The 24,800-nt window shown below is 69.7% G+C and carries 25 protein-coding genes; 7 read left to right on the top strand and 18 right to left on the bottom strand.

The window, feature by feature from the left end:
- Nucleotides 1-15: 15 nt before the first annotated feature.
- On the top strand, nucleotides 16-1,539 hold the full coding sequence (gene trpE / locus ASG59_RS01240; protein WP_056406509.1) for an anthranilate synthase component I: 1,524 nt from the start codon (nucleotides 16-18) through the stop codon (nucleotides 1,537-1,539).
- A 27-nt stretch (nucleotides 1,540-1,566) separates the two neighbouring features.
- Here the strand turns inward: trpE and ASG59_RS01235 are convergent, their stop codons facing one another.
- From ASG59_RS01235 to ASG59_RS01215, 5 genes are all read right to left on the bottom strand, one after another.
- Nucleotides 1,567-2,439: a protein-glutamate O-methyltransferase CheR gene (locus tag ASG59_RS01235; RefSeq protein ID WP_056284776.1), complete on the bottom strand. Its 873-nt coding sequence runs from the start codon at nucleotides 2,437-2,439 to the stop codon at nucleotides 1,567-1,569.
- Nucleotides 2,436-3,608 carry a chemotaxis response regulator protein-glutamate methylesterase gene (locus tag ASG59_RS01230; protein WP_056406507.1) on the bottom strand — a complete coding sequence of 391 codons (1,173 nt, stop codon included), beginning with the start codon at nucleotides 3,606-3,608 and terminating at the stop codon, nucleotides 2,436-2,438. The genes ASG59_RS01235 and ASG59_RS01230 overlap by 4 nt, the downstream gene beginning before the upstream one ends.
- A gap of 62 nt (nucleotides 3,609-3,670) precedes the next feature.
- A complete protein-coding gene (locus ASG59_RS01225; protein ID WP_056406505.1) occupies nucleotides 3,671-4,054 on the bottom strand; it encodes a response regulator in 384 nt (127 codons plus the stop codon).
- 23 nt (nucleotides 4,055-4,077) lie between these two features.
- Nucleotides 4,078-4,569, bottom strand: a complete 492-nt coding sequence (locus ASG59_RS01220; RefSeq protein WP_055884719.1) for a chemotaxis protein CheW — start codon at nucleotides 4,567-4,569, stop codon at nucleotides 4,078-4,080.
- 33 nt (nucleotides 4,570-4,602) lie between these two features.
- Entirely contained in the window at nucleotides 4,603-7,287 is a 2,685-nt protein-coding gene (locus tag ASG59_RS01215) for a hybrid sensor histidine kinase/response regulator (protein WP_056406503.1), read from the bottom strand.
- Between the two features lie 284 nt (nucleotides 7,288-7,571).
- Between ASG59_RS01215 and ASG59_RS01210 the strand changes: the two genes are divergently transcribed.
- The 5 genes from ASG59_RS01210 to ASG59_RS01190 all read left to right on the top strand — a co-directional run bounded on the left by ASG59_RS01210 (nucleotide 7,572) and on the right by ASG59_RS01190 (nucleotide 11,122).
- Nucleotides 7,572-8,240 carry a TetR/AcrR family transcriptional regulator gene (locus ASG59_RS01210; protein WP_056284784.1) on the top strand — a complete coding sequence of 223 codons (669 nt, stop codon included), beginning with the start codon at nucleotides 7,572-7,574 and terminating at the stop codon, nucleotides 8,238-8,240.
- 58 nt (nucleotides 8,241-8,298) lie between these two features.
- On the top strand, nucleotides 8,299-8,790 hold the full coding sequence (locus ASG59_RS01205) for a DUF2852 domain-containing protein (protein WP_056406502.1): 492 nt from the start codon (nucleotides 8,299-8,301) through the stop codon (nucleotides 8,788-8,790).
- A 158-nt stretch (nucleotides 8,791-8,948) separates the two neighbouring features.
- Complete coding sequence (gene upp / locus ASG59_RS01200) at nucleotides 8,949-9,596, top strand: uracil phosphoribosyltransferase (RefSeq protein WP_055884123.1); 648 nt, start codon at nucleotides 8,949-8,951, stop codon at nucleotides 9,594-9,596.
- A 76-nt stretch (nucleotides 9,597-9,672) separates the two neighbouring features.
- A complete protein-coding gene (locus ASG59_RS01195) occupies nucleotides 9,673-10,683 on the top strand; it encodes an NAD(P)H-quinone oxidoreductase (RefSeq protein WP_056406500.1) in 1,011 nt (336 codons plus the stop codon).
- A gap of 124 nt (nucleotides 10,684-10,807) precedes the next feature.
- Nucleotides 10,808-11,122: a hypothetical protein gene (locus ASG59_RS01190; RefSeq protein ID WP_056406497.1), complete on the top strand. Its 315-nt coding sequence runs from the start codon at nucleotides 10,808-10,810 to the stop codon at nucleotides 11,120-11,122.
- Between the two features lie 31 nt (nucleotides 11,123-11,153).
- On the opposite strand, the gene ASG59_RS01185 is transcribed toward ASG59_RS01190, so the two are convergent.
- The 12 genes from ASG59_RS01185 to ASG59_RS01130 form a co-directional block, all read right to left on the bottom strand.
- On the bottom strand, nucleotides 11,154-12,035 hold the full coding sequence (locus ASG59_RS01185) for a 3-hydroxybutyryl-CoA dehydrogenase (protein WP_055884114.1): 882 nt from the start codon (nucleotides 12,033-12,035) through the stop codon (nucleotides 11,154-11,156).
- A gap of 194 nt (nucleotides 12,036-12,229) precedes the next feature.
- Nucleotides 12,230-13,180 (bottom strand): electron transfer flavoprotein subunit alpha/FixB family protein, encoded by a 951-nt coding sequence (locus ASG59_RS01180; RefSeq protein WP_056406495.1) that lies wholly within the window; start codon nucleotides 13,178-13,180, stop codon nucleotides 12,230-12,232.
- 62 nt (nucleotides 13,181-13,242) lie between these two features.
- Nucleotides 13,243-13,992: an electron transfer flavoprotein subunit beta/FixA family protein gene (locus ASG59_RS01175; protein ID WP_055884106.1), complete on the bottom strand. Its 750-nt coding sequence runs from the start codon at nucleotides 13,990-13,992 to the stop codon at nucleotides 13,243-13,245.
- 217 nt (nucleotides 13,993-14,209) lie between these two features.
- Nucleotides 14,210-14,782: a cob(I)yrinic acid a,c-diamide adenosyltransferase gene (locus ASG59_RS01170; RefSeq protein ID WP_055884103.1), complete on the bottom strand. Its 573-nt coding sequence runs from the start codon at nucleotides 14,780-14,782 to the stop codon at nucleotides 14,210-14,212.
- Between the two features lie 35 nt (nucleotides 14,783-14,817).
- On the bottom strand, nucleotides 14,818-15,468 hold the full coding sequence (locus ASG59_RS01165) for an acyloxyacyl hydrolase (RefSeq protein WP_056285160.1): 651 nt from the start codon (nucleotides 15,466-15,468) through the stop codon (nucleotides 14,818-14,820).
- A 145-nt stretch (nucleotides 15,469-15,613) separates the two neighbouring features.
- Nucleotides 15,614-15,799: a twin transmembrane helix small protein gene (locus ASG59_RS01160; protein WP_055884096.1), complete on the bottom strand. Its 186-nt coding sequence runs from the start codon at nucleotides 15,797-15,799 to the stop codon at nucleotides 15,614-15,616.
- Between the two features lie 171 nt (nucleotides 15,800-15,970).
- Nucleotides 15,971-18,568, bottom strand: a complete 2,598-nt coding sequence (locus tag ASG59_RS01155; protein WP_156399065.1) for a TIGR02302 family protein — start codon at nucleotides 18,566-18,568, stop codon at nucleotides 15,971-15,973.
- A gap of 186 nt (nucleotides 18,569-18,754) precedes the next feature.
- Nucleotides 18,755-20,026: a diaminopimelate decarboxylase gene (gene lysA / locus ASG59_RS01150; RefSeq protein ID WP_056406491.1), complete on the bottom strand. Its 1,272-nt coding sequence runs from the start codon at nucleotides 20,024-20,026 to the stop codon at nucleotides 18,755-18,757.
- Nucleotides 20,027-20,151: 125 nt separating this feature from the next.
- The gene (locus ASG59_RS01145; protein WP_056406490.1) at nucleotides 20,152-20,460 is read right to left on the bottom strand and encodes a lipoprotein; all 309 of its coding nucleotides are present in this window, start codon (nucleotides 20,458-20,460) and stop codon (nucleotides 20,152-20,154) included.
- A gap of 182 nt (nucleotides 20,461-20,642) precedes the next feature.
- Complete coding sequence (locus tag ASG59_RS01140; protein WP_055884083.1) at nucleotides 20,643-20,930, bottom strand: hypothetical protein; 288 nt, start codon at nucleotides 20,928-20,930, stop codon at nucleotides 20,643-20,645.
- 160 nt (nucleotides 20,931-21,090) lie between these two features.
- Nucleotides 21,091-21,930, bottom strand: a complete 840-nt coding sequence (locus ASG59_RS01135) for a hypothetical protein (RefSeq protein ID WP_056406487.1) — start codon at nucleotides 21,928-21,930, stop codon at nucleotides 21,091-21,093.
- A gap of 236 nt (nucleotides 21,931-22,166) precedes the next feature.
- Complete coding sequence (locus ASG59_RS01130) at nucleotides 22,167-22,787, bottom strand: DUF1134 domain-containing protein (RefSeq protein WP_056406485.1); 621 nt, start codon at nucleotides 22,785-22,787, stop codon at nucleotides 22,167-22,169.
- Nucleotides 22,788-22,982: 195 nt separating this feature from the next.
- On the opposite strand from ASG59_RS01130, the gene ASG59_RS01125 reads away from it, so the two are divergent.
- A complete protein-coding gene (locus ASG59_RS01125) occupies nucleotides 22,983-23,453 on the top strand; it encodes a hypothetical protein (protein ID WP_056406483.1) in 471 nt (156 codons plus the stop codon).
- A 16-nt stretch (nucleotides 23,454-23,469) separates the two neighbouring features.
- On the opposite strand, the gene ASG59_RS01120 is transcribed toward ASG59_RS01125, so the two are convergent.
- Nucleotides 23,470-24,714: a hypothetical protein gene (locus tag ASG59_RS01120; protein ID WP_055884070.1), complete on the bottom strand. Its 1,245-nt coding sequence runs from the start codon at nucleotides 24,712-24,714 to the stop codon at nucleotides 23,470-23,472.
- Nucleotides 24,715-24,800 lie beyond the last annotated feature (86 nt).

The raw sequence follows: 24,800 nt of genomic DNA, 5'->3' as shown, positions 1-24,800 counted from the left end.
TCAGGACCGATGCCGATGTCCGATCCCTCCGCCGAATCGCAGGTGATGGAGGCCTACGGGGCGGGGCGGGCGAGCCTCGTCAGCCTGACGCTGGTGGCCGACCTCGAAACCCCCGTGGCGGCCTACCTGAAACTCAGGGCCGGCCACGCCGGGCCGGCCTTCCTGCTCGAATCGGTGGAAGGCGGCGCCGTGCGCGGCCGCTATTCGATGATCGGCCTCGATCCCGATCTCGCCTGGCGCTGCCGCGACGGCCGGGCCGAGATCGCGCAAGGGAGCGACCTGACCGCCTTCACGCCCGAGCCCGATCATCCGTTGCAGAGCCTGCGCAGCCTCATCGCCGCCAGTGCCATCGGCGACGAGGCCCGCGACGAAGCGCTTCCGCCCATGGCGGCGGGCCTGTTCGGCTACCTCGGCTACGACATGGTCCGGTCGATGGAGGCGCTCGGCGTGCCCAACCCCGACCCCCTCGGCGTGCCGGACGCGATCCTGATCCGGCCGCGCGTGATGGTGGTGTTCGACGCCGTGCGCGACCTCATCACCGTGGTCGCCCCGGTGCGGCCGCGCGAGGGCATCGGCGCCAGGGCCGCCTACGAGACGGCGCTCTCCACCCTCGAGCGCGTGGCGGAGACCCTGGAAGGGCCGCTGCCGGTGGAGGCGCGGATCGATCCTCGCGGAATGGCGGCGCCCGATCCCGTCTCCAACACCACGCCGGACCAGTTCTACGCGATGGTGGCCCGTGCCAAGGAGTACATCGTCGCCGGCGACGTGTTCCAGGTGGTGCTGTCGCAAAGGTTCGAGGCGCCCTTCACCCTGCCGGCCTTCGCGCTCTACCGCTCGCTGCGGCGGACGAACCCGGCCCCGTTCCTGTGCTACCTCGACTTCGAGGCGTTCCAGGTGGTGTGTTCGTCGCCCGAGATCCTGGTGCGGGTGCGCGAGGGCGTCGTCACCATCCGGCCCATCGCCGGGACCCGGCCCCGCGGCGCCACCCCGGCCGAGGACAGGGCGCTGGCCGAGGAACTGCTGGCCGACCCCAAGGAGCGCTCGGAGCACCTGATGCTGCTCGACCTCGGCCGCAACGACGTCGGCCGCGTCTCGACCATCGGCTCTGTGACGGTGACGGATTCGTTCTTCCTCGAATACTACAGCCAGGTCATGCACATCGTCTCGAACGTCGAGGGCAGGTTGGACCCCGCCCACGACCCCTTGAGCGCCCTGGCCGCCGGCTTTCCCGCCGGCACCGTCTCCGGGGCGCCGAAGGTCCGTGCGATGCAAATCATCGACGAGCTGGAAAGCCAGAAGCGCGGGCCCTACGGCGGTTGCATCGGCTACTTCGGCGCGCGCGGCGAGATGGACACTTGCATCGTCCTGCGCACCGCCATCGTGAAGGAAGGCCGCATGCACGTTCAGGCCGGGGCGGGCATCGTCTACGATTCCGACGCCGCGTCCGAGCAGCAGGAATGCGTCAACAAGGCCCGGGCCCTGTTTCGCGCCGCAGAGGACGCGGTGAGGTTCGCGAGCCGGGCGCGCAGGGGGCAGTAGAACCGTCCCCCGCGCCGTCGCCGGCCGTCAGAGGCCCACCACCCGGCGCAATGGCGGCGCGACCGGGGACGCGAGCCGCGCGCCTGCCGCGCGGGCCTGGTTGTAGAGGCCGCGGTGCGTCGGACTCGGCACGAGCCGGTCGGTGAGGCCGATCACGGTCTCGGCGGCGCCGAGCAGCAGGGCCCCGTCAGGCGACAGGCTGGCGCTGAGCCGCCCGAGGACGTCGCCCTTGGTCGGCGCATCGAAGTAGATCAGCACGTTGCGGCAGTAGATGATGTCGAAGGTGCCCAGCGCGTCGAAGGGGTGCAGCAGGTTGAGGGGACGGTAGTCCACCATCTGGCGCAGGCCCTGCGAGATCCGCCACTGCTCGCCGATCTGCTCGAAGTGCTTGAGCAGGAGCTGCACCGGCAGGCCGCGCTGCACCTCGAAGTGGCTGTAGAGCCCGGCCCTGGCCTTCTCCAGCACCTCGGTGGAGATGTCGGTGGCGACGATCTCGACGGTCCAGCCGGCCAGCCGCGGGGCGGCGTCCTGCAGCATCATGGCGATGGAGTACGGCTCCTGGCCGGTGGAGGCCGCCGCGCACCAGATCCGCAGCTTGCGCTGGGCCGCCCGGCGCACGATCGCCTCGGGCAGGAGCACGTCCTTGAACAGGTCGAACGGCGTGCGGTCGCGGAAGAAGAACGTCTCGTTGGTGGTCATCGCCTCGACCACCGCCTTCTCCACGGCCGGGTCGCGGGGCGTCTTCAGCGCGCCGACGAGGTCGTGCAGGGTGGCGAGGTTGAACCGGCGGCAGACCGGGCCCAGGCGGCTCTCGACGAGGTAGCGCTTCTCGGCCGTGAGGGCGAGGCCGGAGCGCGTCTTGAGATAGGCGCGCAGGAAATCGAACTCGACGTCGGTCATGCGCCATGTCCCGTCAGAAGGTTGCGCAGGGCGGCGCCGATGTCGCCCAGAGGCAGGATCGCCTGGGCGAGGCCGGCCTTGGCGATGCTGCCGGGCATGCCCCAGACCGTGCTGGTGGCCTCGTCCTGGGCCAGCACCGCGCCGCCGGCCTCCGTGAGCGCCCTGGCGCCCCCGGTGCCGTCCGAGCCCATGCCCGTGAGCACCACCGACAGGGTGGCGGCGCCGTAGATGGCGGCGGCATCCCTGAACAGCACGTCGACCGCGGGCCGGCAGAAGTTCACCACCGGCCCGTCGTCGAGGCGGATCGTGACCTCGCCGCGGTTTCCGGCGAGCCCCATGTGGCGCCCGCCGGGCGCAACGTAGATCCGGCCCGGCATCAGGCGTTCGTCGGCCTTGCCCTCCGCCGCCGGAAGGCAGGTGCGGGCGCCGAGGTGCTCGGCGAAGACCGCCGTGAACACCGGCGGCATGTGCTGGACAATGAGGACGGGGAACTGGCGCAGGGTCGCCGCCCCGATCTTCTCCAGCACCTCGCCGACGGCGCGCGGCCCGCCGGTGGAGGCCCCGATGAGCAGGACCTTGGGGGGCACGACCGACCGGGCCTTGGGCCGCAGCAGGACGGGGGCGGCGGGGCGTGCGGACGGGAGCGGCACCCCGGCCTGGCCGGCAGTCGCGGCCGACGAGGAATGGGACGGACGGCGCCTGGCCCTGGCGGACCCGAACACCCGGACCCGTTCGATCAGGTCGGTGCGGAACACGTCGGAGGTTGTGACGCCGCGGTTGCTCTCGGGCTTGGCCAGATAATCGACTGCGCCGAGCGCCAGGCAACGCAGGGAGATGTCGGCATTGCGCGTCGTGAGGGTCGACATCATCACGACCTGGAGGCCGGGGCTCTTGGCCAGCAGCAGCGGCAGCGCCTGGGTGCCGTCGAGCTCGGGCATGTCGATGTCGAGGAGGACCACGTCCGGGTCGTGGCGGGACATCGCCTCGACGGCGATCCGACCGTTGGCGGCGGTGGCGACGACGTCGTAGCCGGCCTCGCCGAGCCAGCGGGCGACGAGGCCGCGCACCACGGCGGAATCGTCGGCGATCATCACCCGGATGCGGTGTCCCGCTCCTGCCGCGGTTCCTCCCGGAGTCGGAGCGTGCGACGGGGCGATGGCTGCCAACATGGGATGATACGCTTCACTGACGCGAACACGGAGGGAGGCCGTCGAGCCCCGAGGGACGTGGCTCAGGCGGCGTTGGCCTGGACCGGGAAGCCGACCTGCTCGAGCTTGGCCGAGACGATGTCGCGGTCGAAAGGCTTCATGATGTATTCGTCGGCGCCGGCGTGCAGGGCCCGGGCGATCGCGCCGACGTCGTTCTCGGTGGTGCAGAACAGCACCTTGGGGGATCCGCCCGTGGGACTCTGGCGCAGGGCCCGCAGGAAGTCGTAGCCGTCCATCTCGGGCATGTTCCAATCGAGCAGGATCACGTCCGGCATCGCATCCGAGCATTGGACGAGGGCCTTGGCACCGTCCTCGGCCTCGGCGACCTTGAAGTTCATGCCCTCGAGGATCCGGCGGGCCACCTTCCGGATAACGGCGGAATCGTCGACGATGAGACAGGTTTTCATCGGTTGCGTCCTCGGTTGACCGGTCAGGCGGCGCCGGCGGCGTGACGGGGGGCGCCGAACGCCAGCAGCGCATCGACGTCGAGGATCACGAGAAGGCGTCCGTCGAGGCGGTGGACGCCGAGGGTCAGGTCGCGCCAGCGCGCGTCGAGGTTGATGGGGACCGGCTCGTGTGTGCTCGACCCGAGCTTGAGCACCTCGCCGACCCCGTCGACGACGAGGGCGAAGGTCTCGCCGCCCTGTTCGAGGCCGATGGCCATCTGCTTGGCGTCGCCGACCCGTGCCGGAAGTCCGAGGCGGCGGCGCAGGCACAGGGCCGTGACGACGCGGCCGCGCAGGTTGAGGAGGCCGACGATTTCCGGCGGAGACAGCGGTACGGGGGTCACCCCGGCCGGGATGAACACGTCGTGGACCCGGTCGATCGCCAGGCCGAACATGGTCTCGCCGACGAAGACCGTGACGAAGTCGTTGGTCGCCCCGGCCTCGGCCTGGGTCGTGTTGGTGTTGGCGGCCTGCATCATGGAACTCACTCCGAACTCGGGATGTCGGCCTCAGGCGGCGTTGGCGAGGGGGACGACCTGGATCTCGGACAGTGCCGAGATCAGGCCGCTCCGGTCGAACTTCGCCACGAGGTCGAGGATGGCGAGGCCCCGCGCCCGCTCGATCGCCTCCGGGCCGATCGAGCCGGTCAGGCCGATCACCGGCAGGGCCGCGACCCGTCCCTCCGCCTTGCGCATGGCCGCGACGAGGTCGAAGCCGTTGCGGCCCGGCATGTCGAGGTCGCAGACCACCACGTCGATCCGGCCGTTGGTGATCATCGTGGACAGCCCCTCTTCGGCGCTGCCGGCGGTGATGACGTGGTAGCCGGCCGCCTTGAGCACCGGGCTCAGCATGTCGCGGAAGAAGGCGGAATCGTCCACGAGGAGCAGCGTCGAGGTGCGGGTCTCGGTCTTGCGGGTCCCGCGGGCCCAGTCGTCGTAGGCCAGCGGCAGGAAGTGGGCGATGTTGATGATCTCGGTGGCGCGACCGCGCAGGACCGCCGAGCCGATGAGGTCGGAGCGGTCCGCCGAGATCTCGACGTCGAGGCGCTCCTCGACGATGTCGACGATCTCGTCGACCACGAGGCCCATGGCGCGCTCGCCGTCCGAGAACACCACCAGGGCCTGAGTGCCCTCGGACCGGATCTCGATGGAGGAATCGGCCGGGACCAGGGGCATCAGGCGGCCGCGGTACTGCACCAGGGGCCGGCCGCCGACCCACTCGATCTTCGAGGCCTCGATCTCCTCGAGGCGGGTGACGAGGGAGAGCGGCACCGCCTTGAAGCTGCCGGCACCGCCGCGGAACACCAGGAGCGTCGCCTTGGAGTCGGTATCGGCGACCTCCTCCACCTCGGCCTCGATCGGCATGCCGCCGGCCTGCGAGCCCTGGCTGACCTGCTGGGCGATGCCGTTGGGATCGACGATCAGCACCACCGCGCCGTCGCCGAGGATGGTGTTGCCAGCAAACAGCGACAGGTGGCGCAGCTTCGAGGACATCGGCTTCACGACGATCTCCTCCGTGTGGAAGACCTCGTCGACGAGGATGCCGAAGCGCTGGCGGCCGACCTGAGCCACCACCACGAAGCCGGAATCGATGGTCTCGGCGTTCTGCTCCTGGCCGAGCACGCCGGTGAGCGTGACGATCGGCAGGAGGCGCTCGCGCAGGCGCAGCACCGGCGAGCCGTTGATGCGCTCCACGGTCTGGGCGGTGGTGCTGTCGACCCGCACCAGTTCGAGGACGGCCACCTGGGGCACCGCGTAGCGCAGGTCGCCGGCCTTGACGATGAGGGCGGCGATGATGGCGAGGGTGAGCGGGATCTTGATCGTGAAGGTGGTACCGCGCCCGAGCTGGGTGTTGATGTCGATCACGCCGCCGATGACGTCGATGTTGGTCTTGACGACGTCCATGCCGACGCCGCGCCCGGAGACCGAGGTCACGGCCTTGGCGGTGGAGAAGCCGGGGTGGAAGATGAACTTCGCCACCTGGGCGTCGGTCATCCGGTCGATCTCGGCCTGGCTGGCGACGCTGCGCTCCACCGCCTTGCGGCGGATCGCGGACAGGTCGAGGCCCTTGCCGTCGTCGGAGATCTCGATCGTGATCGTCCCGCCCTCGTGGTAGGCCGACAGGCGGATCGTGCCCTTGACGGGCTTGCCGGCGGCCTTGCGCTCGGCCGCCGACTCGATGCCGTGGTCGGCCGAGTTGCGGACCATGTGGGTGAGCGGGTCCTTGATGACCTCCAGGACCTGGCGGTCGAGCTCGGTCTCGGCGCCGTTCATCACGAGCTCGATCGACTTGCCGAGTTCGGAGGACAGGTCGCGCACCACCCGCGGCAGCTTCTGCCAGGCATTGCCGATCGGCTGCATGCGCGTCTTCATGACGCCTTCCTGCAGCTCGGCGGTGACGTGGCTGAGCCGCTGCAGCGGGACCTTGTAGGTCGAATCGTCGTGCTGGCGGGCGATCTCGAGGAGCTGGTTGCGGGTCAGCACCAGCTCGGACACCATCGTCATGAGGTGTTCGAGGGTGTCGACGTTCACGCGGATGGTCTGGACCTTGGCGACGCCGCCTTCGCTTTCGCCGCCGGACGCTGCCGGCGCCTCGGCCTTTGCCACGGGGGCGGGGACCGGGGGTGCGACCAGCTCGGGCTCGGGAAGCGGAGCCGGTGCCATCGCCATGGCCAAGTCGTCGGGGCCTTCCGCTTCCATGAAGGCGCGTTCGAGGTCCTCGAGGGTGACCTCGCCGGGCTTCAGCTCGCGCTGGACGGGCGGCGGCAGCACGATGTCGGCGCGCGGCTGCGTGGCTGCGGGGACAGCAGCTTGGCCGACCGGCCCGGAGGCCATGTGCTCGAGGGCGCCGATCAGGTCCTCGTCGTAGCCGACGGGCTCGGTCCCGGTCTTCTCGAGGTCGCCGAGGATCGACTTCAGACGGTCGAGGGTCACCAGGATCAGGCTGACGGCGGCGCCGGTCACCGGCATGCCGTCGCGGAACTGGCCCATCAGCGTTTCGGCCGCATGCGCCAGCGCTTCGAGGCGGGGCAGGCCGAGGAAGCCGCAGGTGCCCTTGATGGTGTGGACGAGCCGGAAGATGTTGCTCAGGATCGTCTTGTTGTTCGGATCCTGCTCGAAACGGACGAGTTCGGTGTCGACCGTGTCGAGGTGCTCGGCACTCTCAGTGAGAAACTCACGCAGCAAGTCGTCCATGAGAGGTACTCAGTCCAAACGCGCACTACCGTCCGTGCAGACGAGACCTTGAGCCATAATCAGTTAGTGAAGCGTTTCCGGCGATCACCAAAGCGTGACTCTCATCGGTAAATCGGGATGCCGCCGTGAGCACCCGGTGCCTCCATCGCGCCCGGCCGAGCGTCGTGTGTCGCCCTGTCCGGCGGTGGCTTTCATGGTATCGCATGGCGGGGCGCGGACCGGTTCGCGCTTCTCAAGGCGGCGGCACGGGGCGTCGAGGCGACGCCGCGAAGGAGGACGACCTTTTGCGACCCTGGCGCGACCAACCGGGCGACCGGCGCAGCTACCACCACGGCAATCTCAAGGAAGCGTTGATCGAGGCGGCCCGCCGCTTCATCGCCGAGCGGGGCGTTGGCGGTTTCACGCTGGTCGATGCCGCCCGCCTCGTCGGCGTCACCCCGGCCGCGCTGTATCGGCATTTTCGCGGGCGCGAGGCGCTCCTGGAGGAGGTGGCGGGCCGCGGCTTCACCGATCTCGCGGCACGCCTCGCCAAGGCGGTGGGCGGGAAAGGCACGCCCCTCGAACGCTTCACCCGAATGGGCGAGGCCTACCTCGCCTTCGCCGAAGAGGAACCGGGCTACTACGCCGCCATCTTCGAGAGCCGCAGCGCCGGCCTCGGGGCCGCCACCACCGCGGAGCCCGCGGCGGCGCGGCCGAGCCCGTTCGATCTCCTGGTCGAATCGCTGCGCTCGACGTTCCCCGACGGTTTCGGGGCCATCGATCCGCGCTTCATCGCGATGGAGGTGTGGGCGCTCGCCCACGGCCTCGCCACCCTCTCCGCCGCCGGTCAACTGCCGCGGGGGCCCGGCGTGCCGGACAAGTACGAGCTTCTGCGCGCCGGAGTCCTCGCCCTGGTCCACGGTGCGGGCGCCCCCGTGGCCGCCAACCCCGAAGGCACGCGCCGCGGGACTTGAAATACCGGGGGGGCACCCGCAAGTTAACGAGGTTCACATTGACATCGGAGCATGCACCGTGAGCTTTTCCTCGACCTCCCCCTGGGCCAGCGGCAAGTCTTTCAGCGGCAAGTCCTTCACAGGCAAGTCCTACCGCAACGGTCCGTTTCCGCGCCGGTCCTTCGAGATCGGCGCCATCGTCGTCGCCTTCATCTACTGGTGGCCGCTGGCGCTGGGTTACGTCGTCTGGAAGCTCTCGGGCTATCCGGCCTTTTCCGAACTGCGTGATCTCGTCGGCCGCACCACGGCGGCCGGAGCGAGCGGCCGGTCGCGATTCGCGGCGGCCTTCGAGGCCACCAATGTCGGCGGCACCGGCAACCTGGCCTTCGACGCCTATCGCAAGGCCGAGATCGAGCGCCTCGTCGCCCAGCGTCGCGCGCTCGACGAGGAGGGCCGCGCCTTCGCCGCCTTCGTCGAGGAGCTGAAGCGCGCCAAGGACCGCGAGCAGTTCGATGCTTTCATGGCCCAGCGTCGCGCCGCCGCCGGCTCGAAGGGGACTCCTGACGCCTGATCCGGCCCGTCGATCCGATCCGTCGAGAAGGGCTCCCCGCCGAACGGCGGGGAGCCCTTTTTCGTGGGTGCCCGCCGGGGATCGCGTCGTCGCCGCGCTTTCGCTGGTGTAGGACAGCGGCAGCAGCCTGACGGCGATGGCGAGCGGAGGAGCGGACGATGCGGGCTGAGGGCGAGACGGCATCGGTGAGGGTGGTCGACCATCCCCTGGTCCAGCACAAGCTGACGCTGCTGCGCGAGCGCGAGCGCTCGACCAAGGGATTCCGCCAGATCCTCAACGAGATCGGCATGCTGCTCGCCTACGAGGTCACCCGCGACCTCCCGCTCGAACCGGTGACCATCGAGACGCCGATCCAGACGATGGAAGGCCGCCAGATCGCCGGCAAGAAACTGGTGTTCGCCCCGATCCTGCGCGCCGGCGTCGGCTTCCTCGACGGGATGTTGTCGCTGGTGCCTTCGGCGCGCGTCGCGCACGTCGGCCTCTACCGCGACCCCGAGACGCTGCAGGCGGTGGAATACTACTTCAAGGCGCCCTCGGACCTCGTCGACCGCACCGTCCTGGTCCTCGACCCGATGCTGGCCACGGCCAATTCGGCGGTGGCGGCGATCGATCTGCTCAAGGCGCGCGGCGCCCAGGACCTGCGTTTCGTCTGCCTGCTCGCCGCCCCCGAGGGCATCGCCCGGCTCCAAGCCGCCCATCCGGACGTCCCCGTGTGGACTGCGGCTATCGACAGCCACCTCAACGACCACGGCTACATCGTGCCGGGACTGGGGGATGCGGGCGACCGGATGTACGGGACGCGGTGAACCGACTTCGGCGTCCTGCCCTTGCCTTCGGAGTGTACGACGGCGATGACGGCGGCTCGACGCCAGGAGACACGCCATGTCGACACCGCTCCCCGAGACCATGCGCCAGATCCGTTACACCGAGGCCGGCGGGCCGGAAGTGATCGCGGTCGAGACCGTGCCGGTGCCCAAACCCGGCCCGGGCCAGGTGCTGATCGAGGTGGTGGCGGCGGGCGTGAACCGGCCCGACATCATGCAGCGCGAAGGCAAGTATCCGCCGCCCAAGGGTGCCACCGAGGTGCCGGGGCTGGAAGTGTCCGGCCGGATCGTGGCGCTGGGGGAGGGCGCCGGCACCTTTTCCATCGGCGACGAGGTCTGTGCGCTGGTCATCAGCGGCGGCTATGCCGAGTTCGCCGTGGCGCAGGCCGGGCAGTGCCTGCCCAGGCCCAAGCCCCTGTCCCTCGTGGAGGCGGCCGGCCTGCCCGAGACCTATTTCACGGTGTTCAGCAACGTCATCGAGCGCGGGCGGCTCAAGGCCGGCGAGACCTTCCTCGTCCATGGCGGCTCGAGCGGCATCGGCTCCACCGCGATCCAGATCGCCAAGCACCACGGCGCCACCGTCTTCGCCACGGCGGGGTCGGACGAGAAATGTGCCTTCTGCCGAGACCTCGGGGCGGATGCCGCCATCAACTACCGCACAGCCGATTTCGCCGACGAGGTGAAGACGCTCACGGGCGGCAAGGGCGTCGACGTCATCCTCGACATGGTCGGCGCCCCCTATCTGGCCCGCAACCTGTCGGCCCTGGCCGTCGAGGGACGCCTCGTCCAGATCGCCTTCATGCAGGGCTACAAGGCTGAGAGCTTCAGCATGACGCCGATCATGATGAAGCGGCTCACCTTCACGGGCTCGACCTTGCGTGCCCGGCCCGATGCCGACAAGGCGCAGATCGCGCGCGGCTTGGCCAGCCAGGTCTGGCCGCTCCTGGAGGACGGACGTATCCGGCCGATCATCCACGCGACCTTCCCGTTCGACCAGGCGCGGCAGGCGCACGAACTGATGGAATCGAGCGCGCACCTCGGCAAGATCCTGCTGCTCACCGGTCGCTGACACGGGTGCATCGGGCCTCGACCAGGAACTCTCGTCGCGAGCGCCGCGTTTGACGACCAACACGATGCATCCGCGTCGGTCGTAAAACGAGAGGCCGGTCGCGGCCTCGCAGACGAGGTCCTTCATGCAAGAGAACAGGCAACAGCAGCAGGAGCAGGTTCCGGTTCAGGACGCCCGCCAGGGCAAGCGCGGCAAACCCGTGCTCTACGTGCTGGGTGCGAGCCTTCTTCTTCTGGCGATTGCGATCACCGGGCTGATGACGTGGCAGGGCGCCAACTCGCCGCCCGACTACGCGTCGAAGAGCCAGGAAGCCTCCCGCGAGCAGGTGACCGGTTCGGTCACCGGCGGCACAGCGAAGGCACCGACCACGCAGCCCGCCAACCCGACGAGCGGCGCTCCGGCCCAGCCGTCCAGCGACGGCGCCCGCAAGCCGGAGTGATCGGCTTGGCTTCCATCGTCCGTCTCGATCCTCAACGGGTCGGGACGGGCACCTCTCCACGATAATCGTAGAATCCGCGCTTGGTCTTGCGACCGAGCCATCCCGCCTCGACGTATTTCACGAGAAGCGGACAGGGGCGATATTTCGAGTCCGCCAAGCCTTCGTAGAGAACCTGCATGACCGACAGGCAGGTATCGAGGCCGATGAAGTCGGCGAGCTGCAGGGGCCCCATCGGGTGGTTGGCCCCGAGTTTCATCGCCGTATCGATCGATTCCACCGAACCGACGCCCTCGTAGAGCGTATAGATCGCCTCGTTGATCATCGGCAGCAGGATGCGGTTGACGATGAACGCCGGAAAATCCTCCGACATGGTCGAAGTCTTGCCGAGCTTGCCGATGAAGGCCTTGGCCGATTCGTAGGTCGGGTCTTCCGTCGCGATGCCACGGATCAGCTCGACGAGCTGCATGATCGGCACCGGGTTCATGAAGTGGATGCCGATGAACCGCTCCGGCCGATCGGTGGAGGCGGCCAGTCGCGTGATCGAGATCGACGAGGTGTTGGTGGCGATGATCGCGTCGGGCTTGAGCGACCCGCACAGGGTGCTGAAGATCTTGCGCTTGGTCGCTTCGTCCTCGGTCGCCGCTTCGATCACCAGATCGCAGGGAGCGAGGTCGTCGTAGCTTCGCGCCTGGACGATGCGGCCGACCGCGCCGCGGCGCTGATCGTCGGTGATGGTACCCTTGGCCACCTGTCGGGCGAGATTTCCGTCGATGGTGGCGAGCCCGCTCTCGATCCGCGAGCCTTCACGGTCGTTGAGCCGCACGTCGAGCCCCGCCATCGCGCAGACATGGGCGATGCCACTTCCCATCTGTCCCGCACCGACGATCCCGACGGTCTTGATATCGATGCCCATCGCGTAACCCGCACCCCCGATGCGTCGTCGGCGGAGCCGGCGAACGCGTTGCATGCCAGGGCGTCGTGCCGACGCAGCGATCCCCCCGGATCAGTCGTTCCTTAGAACATTTTCACACGCAGGTGCAGTGCGGCGGCGAGCGTTTAATGCATGCCCGACCGCGCCGCGGCCGGGCATACGCAGTCGGCTTGCCTTCAGCCCTTGGCGCCGGCGATGGCGGCCTGCAGATCGGGCACCACCTGGAACAGGTCGCCCACGAGGCCGTAGTCCGCCACCTGGAAGATCGGCGCATCCTCGTCCTTGTTGATGGCGACGATGACCTTGGAGTCCTTCATGCCGGCCAGATGCTGGATCGCACCCGAAATTCCCACCGCCACGTAGAGGTCGGGCGCCACAACCTTGCCGGTCTGGCCGACCTGCCAATCGTTGGGCGCGTAGCCGGCATCCACCGCAGCGCGCGAGGCGCCCACCGCCGCGCCGAGGCTGTCGGCCAGGGGCTCGATGAGCTCCTTGAACTTTTCCGCCGAACCGAGCGAGCGGCCGCCCGAAACGATGATCTTGGCCGCCGCCAACTCCGGCCGGTCGGATACGGCGATCTCCTCGCCCTTGAAGGTCGAGCCCCCGGCGGCCGGGACGGCGGCCTCCAACGGCTGGACGGTGCCGGCGGAACCACCCTCCGCCGCCGCCTTGAAGGCGGCGGTCCGCACGGTGATCACCGCCTTGCCTGCCGGCGCCTGCACGGTCTGGATGGCGTTGCCGGCGTAGATCGGCCGCTCGAACGTATCGGGCGAGACGACCTTAATGATGTCCGAGATCTGGGCGACGTCGAGGAGGGCGGCCACCCGCGGCAGCACGTTCTTGCCCGTGGTCGATGCGGCGGCCAGGATGACGTCGTAGGGTCCGGCCATGGACGCGATGAGGGCGCCGGTGGGCTCGGCGAGGAGGTGGTCGTAGGCAGAATCCTCGGAGACGAGCACCGTCTCGACGCCGTCGAGCTTGGCCGCCGCCGCCGCCGCCGCCTGCGCGCCGCTGCCCAGCACCAGGGCGTGGATCGGGCCGCCGATGTCGCGCGCGGCCGTGACCGCCTTGAGGCTGCCGTCGCGAACCGCACCGTTTTCGTGCTCGATGAGAAGAAGGATGGTCATGGTCTGGAATAACCTCGGATCGGGTTGCCGCTGCGGGATGGACGACGCGTCGGGGAGGGGGCTCAGATCACCCCGGCTTCGCCTCGCAGCTTCTCCACCAGGGCGGCGGCGGATTCGACTTTCACGCCGGCCTTGCGCCCGGCCGGCTCCACCGTCTTGAGCACCTTGATCCGCGGTGTCACGTCGACGCCGAGGGCGTCGGGCGACAGCTCCTCCAGCGGCTTCTTCTTCGCCTTCATAATGTTGGGCAGGCTGGCATAGCGCGGCTCGTTGAGGCGCAGATCGGTGGTGACGATGGCCGGCAGGGCCAGGGTCACGGTCTGCAGGCCGCCGTCGACCTCGCGGGTGACGTCGATGCTTCCTTCGCCGAACGCGACCTTGAAGGCGAAGGTGCCCTGCGGCCAGCCGAGCAGGGCTGCCAGCATCTGGCCGGTCTGGTTGGAATCGTCGTCAATGGCCTGCTTGCCGAGGATGACGAGACCCGGGGATTCCTTCTCGACCACCGCCTTGAGGATCTTGGCAACGCCCAGCGGCTCGACGGTGACGTCGGTCTTGACCAGGATCGCGCGGTCGGCACCCATCGCGAGCGCCGTGCGCAGCGTCTCCTGGGCCTGCTGCGGCCCGATCGAGACGGCGACGATCTCCGTGACCTTGCCCTTCTCCTTCAGGCGGATCGCCTCCTCGACCGCGATCTCGTCGAAGGGATTCATCGACATCTTGACGTTGGCGAGTTCGACGCCCGACCCATCGGCCTTGACGCGGATCTTGACGTTGTAGTCGACGACCCGCTTGACGGGCACAAGAACCTTCATGGCGGTCACAATCCTCAGCGCAGACACATCGATGCAGCGGGGCGGTCGACGGCCCTTCGTCCGGGCTCCTGTCGATCGAGCCCCCACGACAAGGCGGCGGACCGTAGCGATGTGATTTCGCGGTTGTCAACGCGGGGCCCGGCACAGTCCGTGCGCGATCCCGGACACGAGGGCGTCGACGGGAACCTGGGCGCGGACGGGCGTTTCGGTTTCCCGCCTACCGGTTCTTGCCCGGAACCCACAACACGTCGTCCGCGCCGTTGGCGTTCGCCGTGCGGCTCGCCACGAACAGGAAGTCCGACAGGCGGTTGAGGTATTGCAGCGCCTCGGCCGAGACCTGCTCGCCCTCGACGGCGGCGAGCGCCACGGCGAGGCGCTCCGCCCGGCGGCAGACAGTGCGGGCCTGATGGAGAAACGCCGCTGCGGCCGATCCACCCGGCAGCACGAACGACTTCAGGGGCGCGATGTCGGCGTTCAGCGCGTCGATGTCGGCCTCGATGCGCTTGACCTGGGAAGCGACGATCCGCAGCGGCTCGTAGGCCGGCTTCTCCACGCCTTCGGGGGTCGCGAGGTCGGCACCGAGGTCGAACAGGTCGTTCTGGATGCGGCCGAGCATGGCATCGAGTTCGGGACCGGCATGCAGCCGCACGAGACCGATGCAGGCGTTGGTCTCGTCCACGGTGCCGTAGGTCTCGACCCTCAGGTCGGCCTTGGAGCGGCGCTCACCGTTGGCGAGGGCCGTCGAGCCCTTGTCACCGGTGCGGGTGTAGATGCGGTTGAGGGTGACCACGGTGTTCGATCCGGGGTGATGTCAGCGGATTGCCGTCAGAAGGTGTAGCCGATCCGGCCACCATAGTTGGTCAGGCCGCGATTGTTCGCACACAGGCCGGCGTTCGACATGTGCTCGATCGTCGCCATGATGCTCCAGCGCTCGGTGATGCGGAAGCCCAATGCGGCGGCCTCGCGGAACAGCGGGTTGCAGCCCAGCGTGTTGAACCCATAGGGCGTGTTCGCCTTAGGGCCGGTGTAACCGTTGTGGGCGGCGCCGCCGAAGAAGCCGTCGAGGAAGACGCGCCGGCCGAAGGTCTCGGGAAAGAGGTCCACCGACCAGGTGGCGCCGATGTAGGCGAAGCTCGTGCGGCCGCCGGTGTTGTAGCTGCCACCAACGGTCGGACGTGGGACGAAGGCCTGCCAGAACGGGTCCGCGCTGATGATCGGCTTGGCGAACAGGATCTCGCCGTTGACGTTGGCGGTGCTGAATCCCCGGGCCTTGCCTTCGGCGCTGCCGGGGTCCTGCACCGATCCGCCGATGCGGACCTCCGAAACGAAGCTCATCGGCTGGGCCGGAGCGACATAGACGGGCGGCGCGGGCCGCGCGCCACGCAGGTCCGCACCCTGCGCGCTCGGGATCGTCGCGACGGCGCCGATCGCCACGGCGAGGGCGCCCTTGAGAAGGCGCAAGTGTTGGAACGGCATCGCTTCGGTGTCCGGCATGGCTCTCGCGCGAGGCTAGCACGCATCCGGTCCGCCCGTTGAGGGGACCACGCCGCCAATCATCCGGGGAGCGCGCGATAGATCCCCGGTGAGCCCTCGCCGCCACACCTTGGACGCCGGGCCGACCTCAGGCGGAGCGCCACCACAGCACGCCCATGATCACGACGATCGCGGCGAACTGCAGGATCACGCGCAGCCGCATCAGCCTCTGAGAGACGTTGCTGCTGCCGCCCCGCATCATGTTGACGAGGCCGAGCAGCAGGACGACGGCCACGGCGATGCAGGCGAACAGGACGATGGTGTTGGAGGACATCGGACGGGCGTCTCGGCTCGAGGGCGGGTGGTCCGGTGCCTGACGGTCTCCGGTCTCCGGACCACAGACATAGGACCGGATCGGCGAATCGTCGCCGGGGCAGGAGGGCGCATCGCGACGGGGCGAGACCGCGTTTGGGCTCCGGTGAACCGGCTCCGCCGGCCGCCGCGATCAGTTCCGGCGCAGCAGGCGCTCGAAGTAGTCGAGCTCTTCGCGCGGCCGGCTCGGGTCGCCGAGCTTGCGCCGCAACTCCTCCATGATCCGACGGGTACGCTGAACCCCCGATTCGTCGGCGGTGGGAACCCGGACGTTGCCGCCGGAGGTGTCGCGTCCCTTGGTCGGGCGGCCGAGCGGATCGTCGTCGCGCGAGCCGGCCTGGCCCTGCTGGCTCGGGGACTTGCCGCCCTCCTGCTGGCCTTCGCCTTCGCCCTCGCCCTCGGCCATCTCCTGGCGCTGCTGCTGCATCCCCTCGGCACCGCGCTTGAGCCCGTCGAGCGCACGCCCCTGGGCATCGACGGCGTCGCCCTCCCGACCCTGGCCCAGGGCGTCCTCGGCCTCGCGCATGGCCTCCTCGGCATCGGACAGGCCTTCCTCGCCCTGCATGCCGAGTTCCTTCATGCGGCGTTGCAGGTCCTCCAGGCGCTCGCGCAGGGCCTGCTGGCGCTGGCCGGGGCCGCCTTGTCCCTGCCCTTGCCCCTGCTGGCCCTGGCCCTTTTCGCCCTTCTGTCCCTGACCCTGCTGGCCCTGGCCTTGTTGACCCTGGCCCTGTTGACCCTGCTGGCCCTGCCCTCCGGGCTGCTGCTGGCCCTGCTGGCCGTTGCGGGGGCGCGGCTGGCCGCGCTTGGCCTGTCCGTCCTTGAAGGTCTCGTCGCGCAGGCCCTGCTGCTCGCGCGCCATCTTGTCGAGATCCTCGGCCTGCTTGTCCATCTCGCGGGACCGGGGGTCGGACTTGCCGCCCTGCTCGGCGGTCTGGAGGTTCTCGAGGATGCCGCGCAGCTGCTCGAGCAGGCGCTGGGCCTCGGCGGTGTCGCCGCGCTTCATCGCCTCGGCCATGTCCTCGATCATCTTGTTGAGATCGTCGGGCGTGACGCTCTTGGCGTTCTGGTCCTTCTGGCCGCGCTCGTTGGGCTTTCGCGGCTCCTTGCCCTGGCGCTCGGCCATCTCCTTCATGAACTTGTCGAGGGCCTGCTTGAGGGCGTCGGTGAGCGCCTTGACCTCCTCGTCGGGGGCATTGCGGGCGATTGCCTCCTTGAGGCGGTCCTGGGCCGCCCGCAGCGACTTCTCGGCGTCCGACAGGTCACCGTCCTCGATCTTGAGGGCCATGTCCCACAGGAGGTCGGCGACCTCCGTCAGGGCCTCGTCGGTCCGGGCCGCCTTGAGGCGCCGCGAGGCGGTGCGCAGCCCGAGGAAGACGGCGGGCTCGGGCGTGAACCTGTCGGGCGCGATCATGAGGGCGTCCAGGGCGGTCTGGACCCGGGCGCGGCTCTCGTCGGGGGCCGTGACGAGGCGGCGACGCTCCTCGGCGAGCGCCCGCGCCAGCGGCTTCTGGAACGGCCGCGCCGGCAGGGTCATCTCGACGCCCTGGCTGCGTGCCTCCTGCTCGGCCTCGTCCTTCACCGTCAGGGTGAAGCGCACGCGAGCACCGGACCAGGGATTGTCGGTGAGGTCGACGAGCGTCTTGGTGTCGGTCTCGCCGCTGGCGTCTCCGGGCAGGGCCAGGGCGATGCGGGGCGGCGGGACCAGCGAGCGGCCGGGCTTGAGCGGCTCCACCACGCCTTCGGCCGAGACGATGCCGTAGTCGTCCCGGGCGCGGTAGCTCAGGTTGAAGGTGCCGCGGCCGTTCACCTCGGGCGTCCCCACGGCTTCGATGACGGGGGCGTCGTCCGGAATCGTCTCGATCACGAGGCGCTGCACCGGCGTGCCCGGCGTCTCGATCGTCAGATCGGCCGTTCCGCCGGTGAGCTTGAAGCGGTCCTCGCGCAGGTCGGGCCGCGGCTCCTTGCCCGGCAGGGATTGCAGGCCGGACCGGACGCCGAGCCTGGCCTCGCCCTGCCCGGCGATCCGCACGATCAGGGTGGAATTGATCGGCGCGCGCAGGCGCTGCTCGGCCTCGCCCAGGGCCACCACCAGGGGGGGCATGCGCGTGTAGAGCGGCGGGTCGATCCATCCGTCGACCCGGAAGCTCGGACCGGCCGAGACGGGCGCCCGCCAGTCGAAGGCCGCGCCGACACGCTGGCGCCACTCCGGCCCGGCGACGAACAGGCTCGCGGCGGCCGTGACCAGGACCGCCGCGCGCAGCGCGAAGGGATCGCGACGGGGCATCGCCGGCCGCGGCGGCGACACCGTCAGCGTCGCGATGGCGGCCACGGCGCGGCGGCGGTGGAGCGCCCAGAGCGCCTGCGTGGCCGGGTCACCGGTCCCGACGGCGAGGGTGTCCTCGATGGCGGAGGCGGGATTGTGGGCCAGGGCACCGCTGCCGGACGCGGCGTCGCGGTCGAGCCGCGCCAGCGCCTCGCGTCGGCTCGGGCGGGCGATCCGCGCCAGCGGCAGAAGCCCGGCGACGAGGGCGATGACGAAGAGGGCGAGCCCCACCATCCGGCCGAAGGGGGGGAGGTCGAGCCACAGCCCGAGCCAGGACGCGGCGAGGAAGGCCAGGACCACGGCGATCCCGCGCCACATGACCGGCCAGACCCGCTCCCAGACCGTGGCGGCGCCCGCACGGGCCACCAGGCGGTCGAGGCGGCTGCGCTCGGTTTCGGACGCGCTCATGGGCGCCGCTCCCTCGTCCGCCCTGCCGCTCTCTCGCGCCTCGCCCATGCTTCGACGGCTCCCCGGGCGGCTACCGACACCGGCGGCCACGCTGCGTGAGCCTAGCATGGTGGCCGGACCCGACCATCGGGTCAAATCCGCTCAGGGACTCCCGCGGGGGGCGCCCCGTTTACGCGCGGCGGCGTTTCACCGGGCCAGCCAGTCCGGCAGGCGGTCGAGGCCGATGAGTTCGTCGTAAGTCTGGCGCGGGCGCACGATCGCGGCGGCCTCGCCTCGCACCAGCACCTCCGGCACCAGCGGACGGGTGTTGTAGGTCCCGGCCTGGACCGCACCATAGGCGCCCGCGCTCATCACCGCGACGAGGTCGCCGGCCCTGAGTTCGGGCATCTCGCGGTCGAGGGCGATGTAGTCGCCGCTCTCGCAGACCGGCCCGACGAGGTCGACGACGACGCGGGGAGTCCCGGCCGTCGGCTCGACCACCGGCCTCACCCCGTGGAAGGCGTCGTAGAGGGTCGGCCTGATGAGGTCGTTCATGGCCGCGTCGACGATGACGAAGGTGCGGCCCTCGGTGCGCTTCACGTAGAGGACACGGCTGAGGAGGATGCCGGCGTTGCCGGCGATCATCCGGCCGATCTCGAACACCGGCCGCAGGCCGAGCGGCCGGAAATGCGGACGCAGCATCGCCGCGAAGGCCGCCGGGTCGGGCGGCGGCGCATCGTCGTCGCGGTAGGGAATGCCGAGGCCGCCGCCGAAGTCGATGTGATGGAGGCGATGCCCGTCGGCCAGGAGGTCGCGGGCGAGGCCGGAGAGCAGCCCGGCGGCCCGGTCGAACGGCGCCAGGTCGGTGATCTGGCTGCCGATGTGCATGTCGACGCCCGCCACCGCGAGGCCGGGCAGGGCGGCCGCCTTGGCGTAGACGGCGCGGGCGCGGCCGATAGGGATGCCGAACTTGTTCTCCGACTTGCCGGTGGAGATCTTGGCGTGCGTGCCGGCATCGACGTCGGGATTGACGCGGATCGAGACCGGCGCAGTGGCGCCGAGGCTCGCGGCCACCGTCGAGAGCGTCTCGAGTTCCGGCTCGCTCTCGACGTTGAAGCAGAGGATGCCGGCCTCGAGGGCGGCACGCATCTCCACCGGGGTCTTGCCCACACCCGAGAACACGATCTTGCGAGGATCGACCCCGGCCGCCAACGCCCGGCGCAATTCGCCCTCCGAGACGATGTCCATGCCGGCTCCGCTCCGGGCCAGGGTCGTCAGCACGGCCTGGTTGGAATTGGCCTTCATGGCATAGCAGACGAGGGCGTCGTCCCCGTCGAAGGCCTCGGCGAAGACCCGGTAGTGCCGCTCAAGGGTGGCGGTGGAATAGCAGTAGAACGGCGTGCCGACGGTCTCGGCCAGATCGCCGAGGTCGACGTCCTCCGCCTTCAGGCGACCGTCACGGTACTGGAAATGGTGCATCGGATACGCGGCGCTCGCCTCGTGAGAGCCCCGGCGGGCGCGGGCGAAGCGGCGGGCCGGGGTGAAGTCGGGACGGTCTCTTCACCTTCGGGCGCCGCACGGGTCGACACCGACGATCCCGAGGGTCAGAGCAGCGGGTCGAGGATGAAGGGGTCCTTCGGGATCGTATAGCCGCGTTTGGCGCCCCGCGACGTGGTCAACGGCGTGTCGAAGCCACCGCCCGCCACCGCTGCCGGGCTCAGCTCGTCGCCGTCCTGAACCGCGGTGGGCACGGCGACGGCAGCGGCGGGAAGGGCGCGGCTGGTCGCCGGGCCGGGGGGCGCGGAGCCGTTCGGCGGCGCTTCAAGGCCGCCGCGTCGCCCGCAGGCCGAAACGGCGAGGGCGACGAAGCCGAGCGCGACGAGAGGGGTCAACGGGCGGAAACGAAGAGGCATCGACGACGGGGTCCGGCAGTGACAGGCGAACACCTTAGCCGTTGCCGGGCCGCGAGGCGAGGACGACGACCCGGCTTTGCGATGGCCGGACGTCCCGGCGCGGGAGAAACCGGGGATGAGCCCGTCGCGCCCGCGTCATCGCCGCCGAGCCGAGGGCCGTCGCGACCGGAACCGCCCGTGAGTCAGCCCTTCTTCTCGGCGCCCTTCTTGTCGCCGCCCTTCTGGTAGGCGTCGATGGCGCGGCGGCAGTTCTCGCTCAGCTTCGTCCAGTTGGTCTGGAAGCACTTGTCCATGGCCGGGTCGTCCGGGGACAGGTTGCCGCAATAGCTCAGGTAGTCGCCGGTGCAGTATTTCTTGAGGGTCTCGTTACCGCGCTTGGTCTGCGGAGCCGCCTGGGCCATCGCCTGGACGGCGGGCAGGGACAATCCGGCAGCGAGGATCACGGCGAGCGATGTCAGCTTCAGGGACATATGAGGTCGGATCCGTCTCGAAAGGGCGTGGCTGATGATCGTGGGCCTGCGCGACCCGATGATGGGCCGTCATGGTCGAAACAAGGCGCCGGGGTGGTGATGCCGTGAACTGGCGGCCTTCTACGCCGCGACCCCCGGTCGCCGCAACGGTCCGATCCGATCAGGGCGGTGACGATCGGGTCGCCGGGCCGGGCATGGTGAACGCCGCCACGGAGGGCAGGCGTTCGGAGCGGACCAGGGCCTCGGCCACCGCCACGATGCTCTCGCGCAGCGCCGCGTTCTGTGCCTCGATTCCCGTTCCGGCATGGCGCGTGGCCGCTTCGGCGACGGCCAGGCGCGCACGCAGGGCCTCGCACTCGGCCGCGAGTTCCGCGATCCGCATCTGCGGGTCGGTCGCCGGTTCGAGGGTCGCGACGGGGAAGGGCCCGTAGGATCTGGCCGTCGCATCCCGGTTCGTCGCAGGCGCTTCAAGATCCTGCGCCTCGTGATCCTGGGCGTCGGAATCCTGCGGCTGCGGGCGACGGCGGCTCAGGAGGAGTTCGTCCAGCAGCGTGCGATGGGCCTCCTCGAGGATGCCGAGGGTCGCGACGCCGACGGCGAGATCGGAGCGGGAGGTGGCCAGATCGCCCGCGATGCCGTCGCGCTCGCTCCGGACGGCGGCGATCTCGCCCTCCCTGACGGTGATAAGGGCCTCGCGCTCCGAGATGGTCCTGGCCAGCGCCGCGGCCTCCAGGGTGCGCACGCCGATGGTCGCCATGTCGGCGTGCTTGGTGGCCCCCACCGCCTGCATGCGCTGCTCCATCCGCGTCCGCTCGACGGCGAACTGCGCGCGCAGGTAGTCCTTCTCGGCGGCGGCCTCGACGCCGGTGAGCGGGAACAGCGTCGCCATCCGGCGCCGGGCGAGCCGCCCGGCCCGGGCATTCACCGCAGGCAGCAGGAGGAGCGCGGTCAGGCTTGCCAGGAGGAAGCCGAACGCGAAGATCAGGATGGTTTCGATCACGCGGAAACGCTCATCACACCCGTGCTGGTGACCATCGGCCGACGCGACGCCCGACGCGCCCGGACGATCCTTAATTCACGTCGGCGCGCGGCGGGCAAGTCGGCCGGCCACACGACCCATTCCGACCTCGGCGGGTTCGCGTCGGCACGCCAACGCTTTACCTTGCTGGGATCCGTGTTCTGTCGCAGGTCTTCGCCGCAAGACCGGTGACCGCTTTTGCGCAACCCGCTTCGTGCTCAGAACGGGTTCCAGGTCGGCCGGCTCGTGAACTTGAGATAGCCGATGTTGATGCCGAAGCGGGCGCCGACACCCGTCCGGATCGGCACGACGATGATCCCGTCCGAGGTGGTGGCGCTCATGCCGATCCCGCCGACGAGGAAGGCCGAGCCGTCGACCCCTCCGAAGCGGCGGTAGAGCTTCGCCACCGACGGCAGGTTGTAGATCAGCATCATCGTCCGGTCGCCGTCGCCGCCGACGTCGAAGCCGATGCTAGGACCCTGCCAGTAGATCCGGCGCTGGCCGGCGTTGCGGGTGTAGAGCGTCCCCTCGCCGTAGCGGACACCGCCGACGATGGCGCCGGAGGCCTCCTGCCCGAGAATGTAGCCGTTGGGCTCGCCCCACCGCTTCGTCGCCTCCTCAACCGCGCGTCCGAGGCCGCGCGACACCGAGCCGAAGAACCGGTGGCCGGAGTCGACGATCTCGCGGGGGCGGAACGAGCCCGGGTCGCCGTCGTCCGCCGGCTGTGCGGCCACGGCTCCGGCGCCGTAGAGATAGGCCGCGGCGGCGAGCAGGGGCAGGCCCAGGAGGCGACGCCGTCCGCGATCGAGTGGGGCAGGGCAGGTCCGTTGATCCGACATCGGTCTCGTCATCCGCGCTGGGGACCGTTCCGAACGGGCAGGGTCCGCGTCACAAGGGCCACGTGAAGGGTATCTCGCCGGTGAGGTCTGAGGGATACGCCCGGCGGGGCGTCGAACCGGCGGGTCCGCCATCGGACCCCACTCTGAATTGATGACTCGGGACTCGGCAAGATGTGGTTAACAAGGCGTGGTTGCATGGGGCTGTTCGGCGCCGCGGCGTGGCCGCTCCGGCCTTCGGACGGCCATTCCGCGTCGCCGCCCGTCGCCCCGGCCGATCTCCTCGCCCTGCGCGGGTTCGACGTGGTGACCTATTTCCTCGACGGGGCGGCGCCGAGGCCCGGACGGCCCGATCTCGAGTTGGCCTGGAAGGGGCGCGCCTGGCGTTTCGTCAGCGCCGCCAACCGCACCGTGTTTCGCGAGGCTCCGGCCACCTATGCCCCGCGCCTCGACGGGTTCGACCCGGTGGCGATGGCCCAGGGGCGCCTCGTCGAGGCCGACCCGCTGGTGTTCGCACGCCTGCCCTTCGGCGCAGCAGAGCCGCTCTACCTGTTCCGCCACGACGCCAACCGTGCCGCCGCCCGGCAACAGCCGGGCATCGTCGCCGAGGCCGAGGCGCGCTGGCCGTCCCTGCTGCGCGGCCTCACCGACCTTCGGTTCCCCGACTGACCGATCCCACCCGTCCTCAGACCATCTGCTTGCGGGCGAAGACCGAGAGCGAGAAGGCGATCCCGGCGCCGGCGACGATGAGGCTGGTCATGAGGAGGCGGCGCGGCTGCTGGGCGGACTGGGCCATCACCGGCTCGACGACGGTGGTGAAGAACTCCACCTGCCGCGACGCGACGATGCGGGAGCGCTCATAGGCCGCCAGCACCTTCGCGTAATACTTTTCGGCATCCTTGCGGTCGTTGTCCAAGGCCTCGAAGCGCGTCAGGGCATCGGCCAGGATTCGGCGGCGCTCGGGCGCGACGCTGGTCGACTGCTGCTCGATGCGGGCGATGTTGTCGTCGAGGTCCCTGATCTGGGACTTGATGTCCTGGATGCGGCGCGATTCCGGCCCGAGGTCGCGTTGGCCGAGGCTGAGCTGTACCGCGAGGTTGATGCGGGCCGTGCGCAGATCGCCGATGACCTTGAGGTTGGCCTCGTTGGTCTTCTGCGCATCGAGCACGCCCTCTCGGTTTCGCAGGGCGGCGACCTCGATGCGGATCTTCGTCATGCGCTCCTCGGCGAGCTTCAGCTCGCGGGCGCTCTCGGCGACGGCATCCTCCCGCGCCTTGACGCTCAGCGCGTTCACCATGCGCTCGCTCTCCGCGAGGATCGCCTGCGTCAGCGCCAGCGATTCGGCGGCGTCGAAGGCCGTCACCGACAAGGCGAGAATGCCGGAATTGGTCTCGATCTCGATCTCGACGCGCCGGTTCCAGTACTTGAGGAATCTCTCGATCGGCTTGTCGATGTTGAAGCGCGACAGGTAGTCGATGTCGTCGCGGGCGAACATCTGGCGCACGGGCAGGGTGGCTTCGAGGGCCTCGATCATCGGGCGGCTGCTGATGTAGTTCATCACCAGCAGGCTGTCCTGGACGACCATCAGGGACGAACTGGTCCCGTTGTTGGTGCCGACCTGGTCGGGACTGGCCTTCTCCACGTTGCCGAGCGCGGGGCGCAGGGCGAAGCGGGCATGGGTCTCGTATTGATCCGAGGCGATGACGCCATAATAGAGCGCCCCGAGGACGGCGGGGATCAGGAACACGAACACGAACAGGATCGGGATGACCACGTCGCGCTTGACGTGGGTCTGGTAGGACCGGATGCCCTTCTTGCGGTCGACGAAGCGGGAGACCCGGGCGACCTGCTTGAGCGATTCGGCGACCGCGTTCGAGCGGTCGGCGGTGCTCAGCGGCTGCCCCTGGGGGTTGCGGATGTCGATGGTCATGAACCCCGGTCTTCCGATCTGTTGGTCACGGGCAGGGTCTCCGCGTCAGGCTCGCGCTGCACGCCCGGCACGTTCGGCCTCGCGAG

Source organism: Methylobacterium sp. Leaf466, from assembly GCF_001425565.1.
Classification (GTDB): domain Bacteria; phylum Pseudomonadota; class Alphaproteobacteria; order Rhizobiales; family Beijerinckiaceae; genus Methylobacterium.
This window is presented reverse-complemented; position numbering and strand designations above follow the sequence as displayed.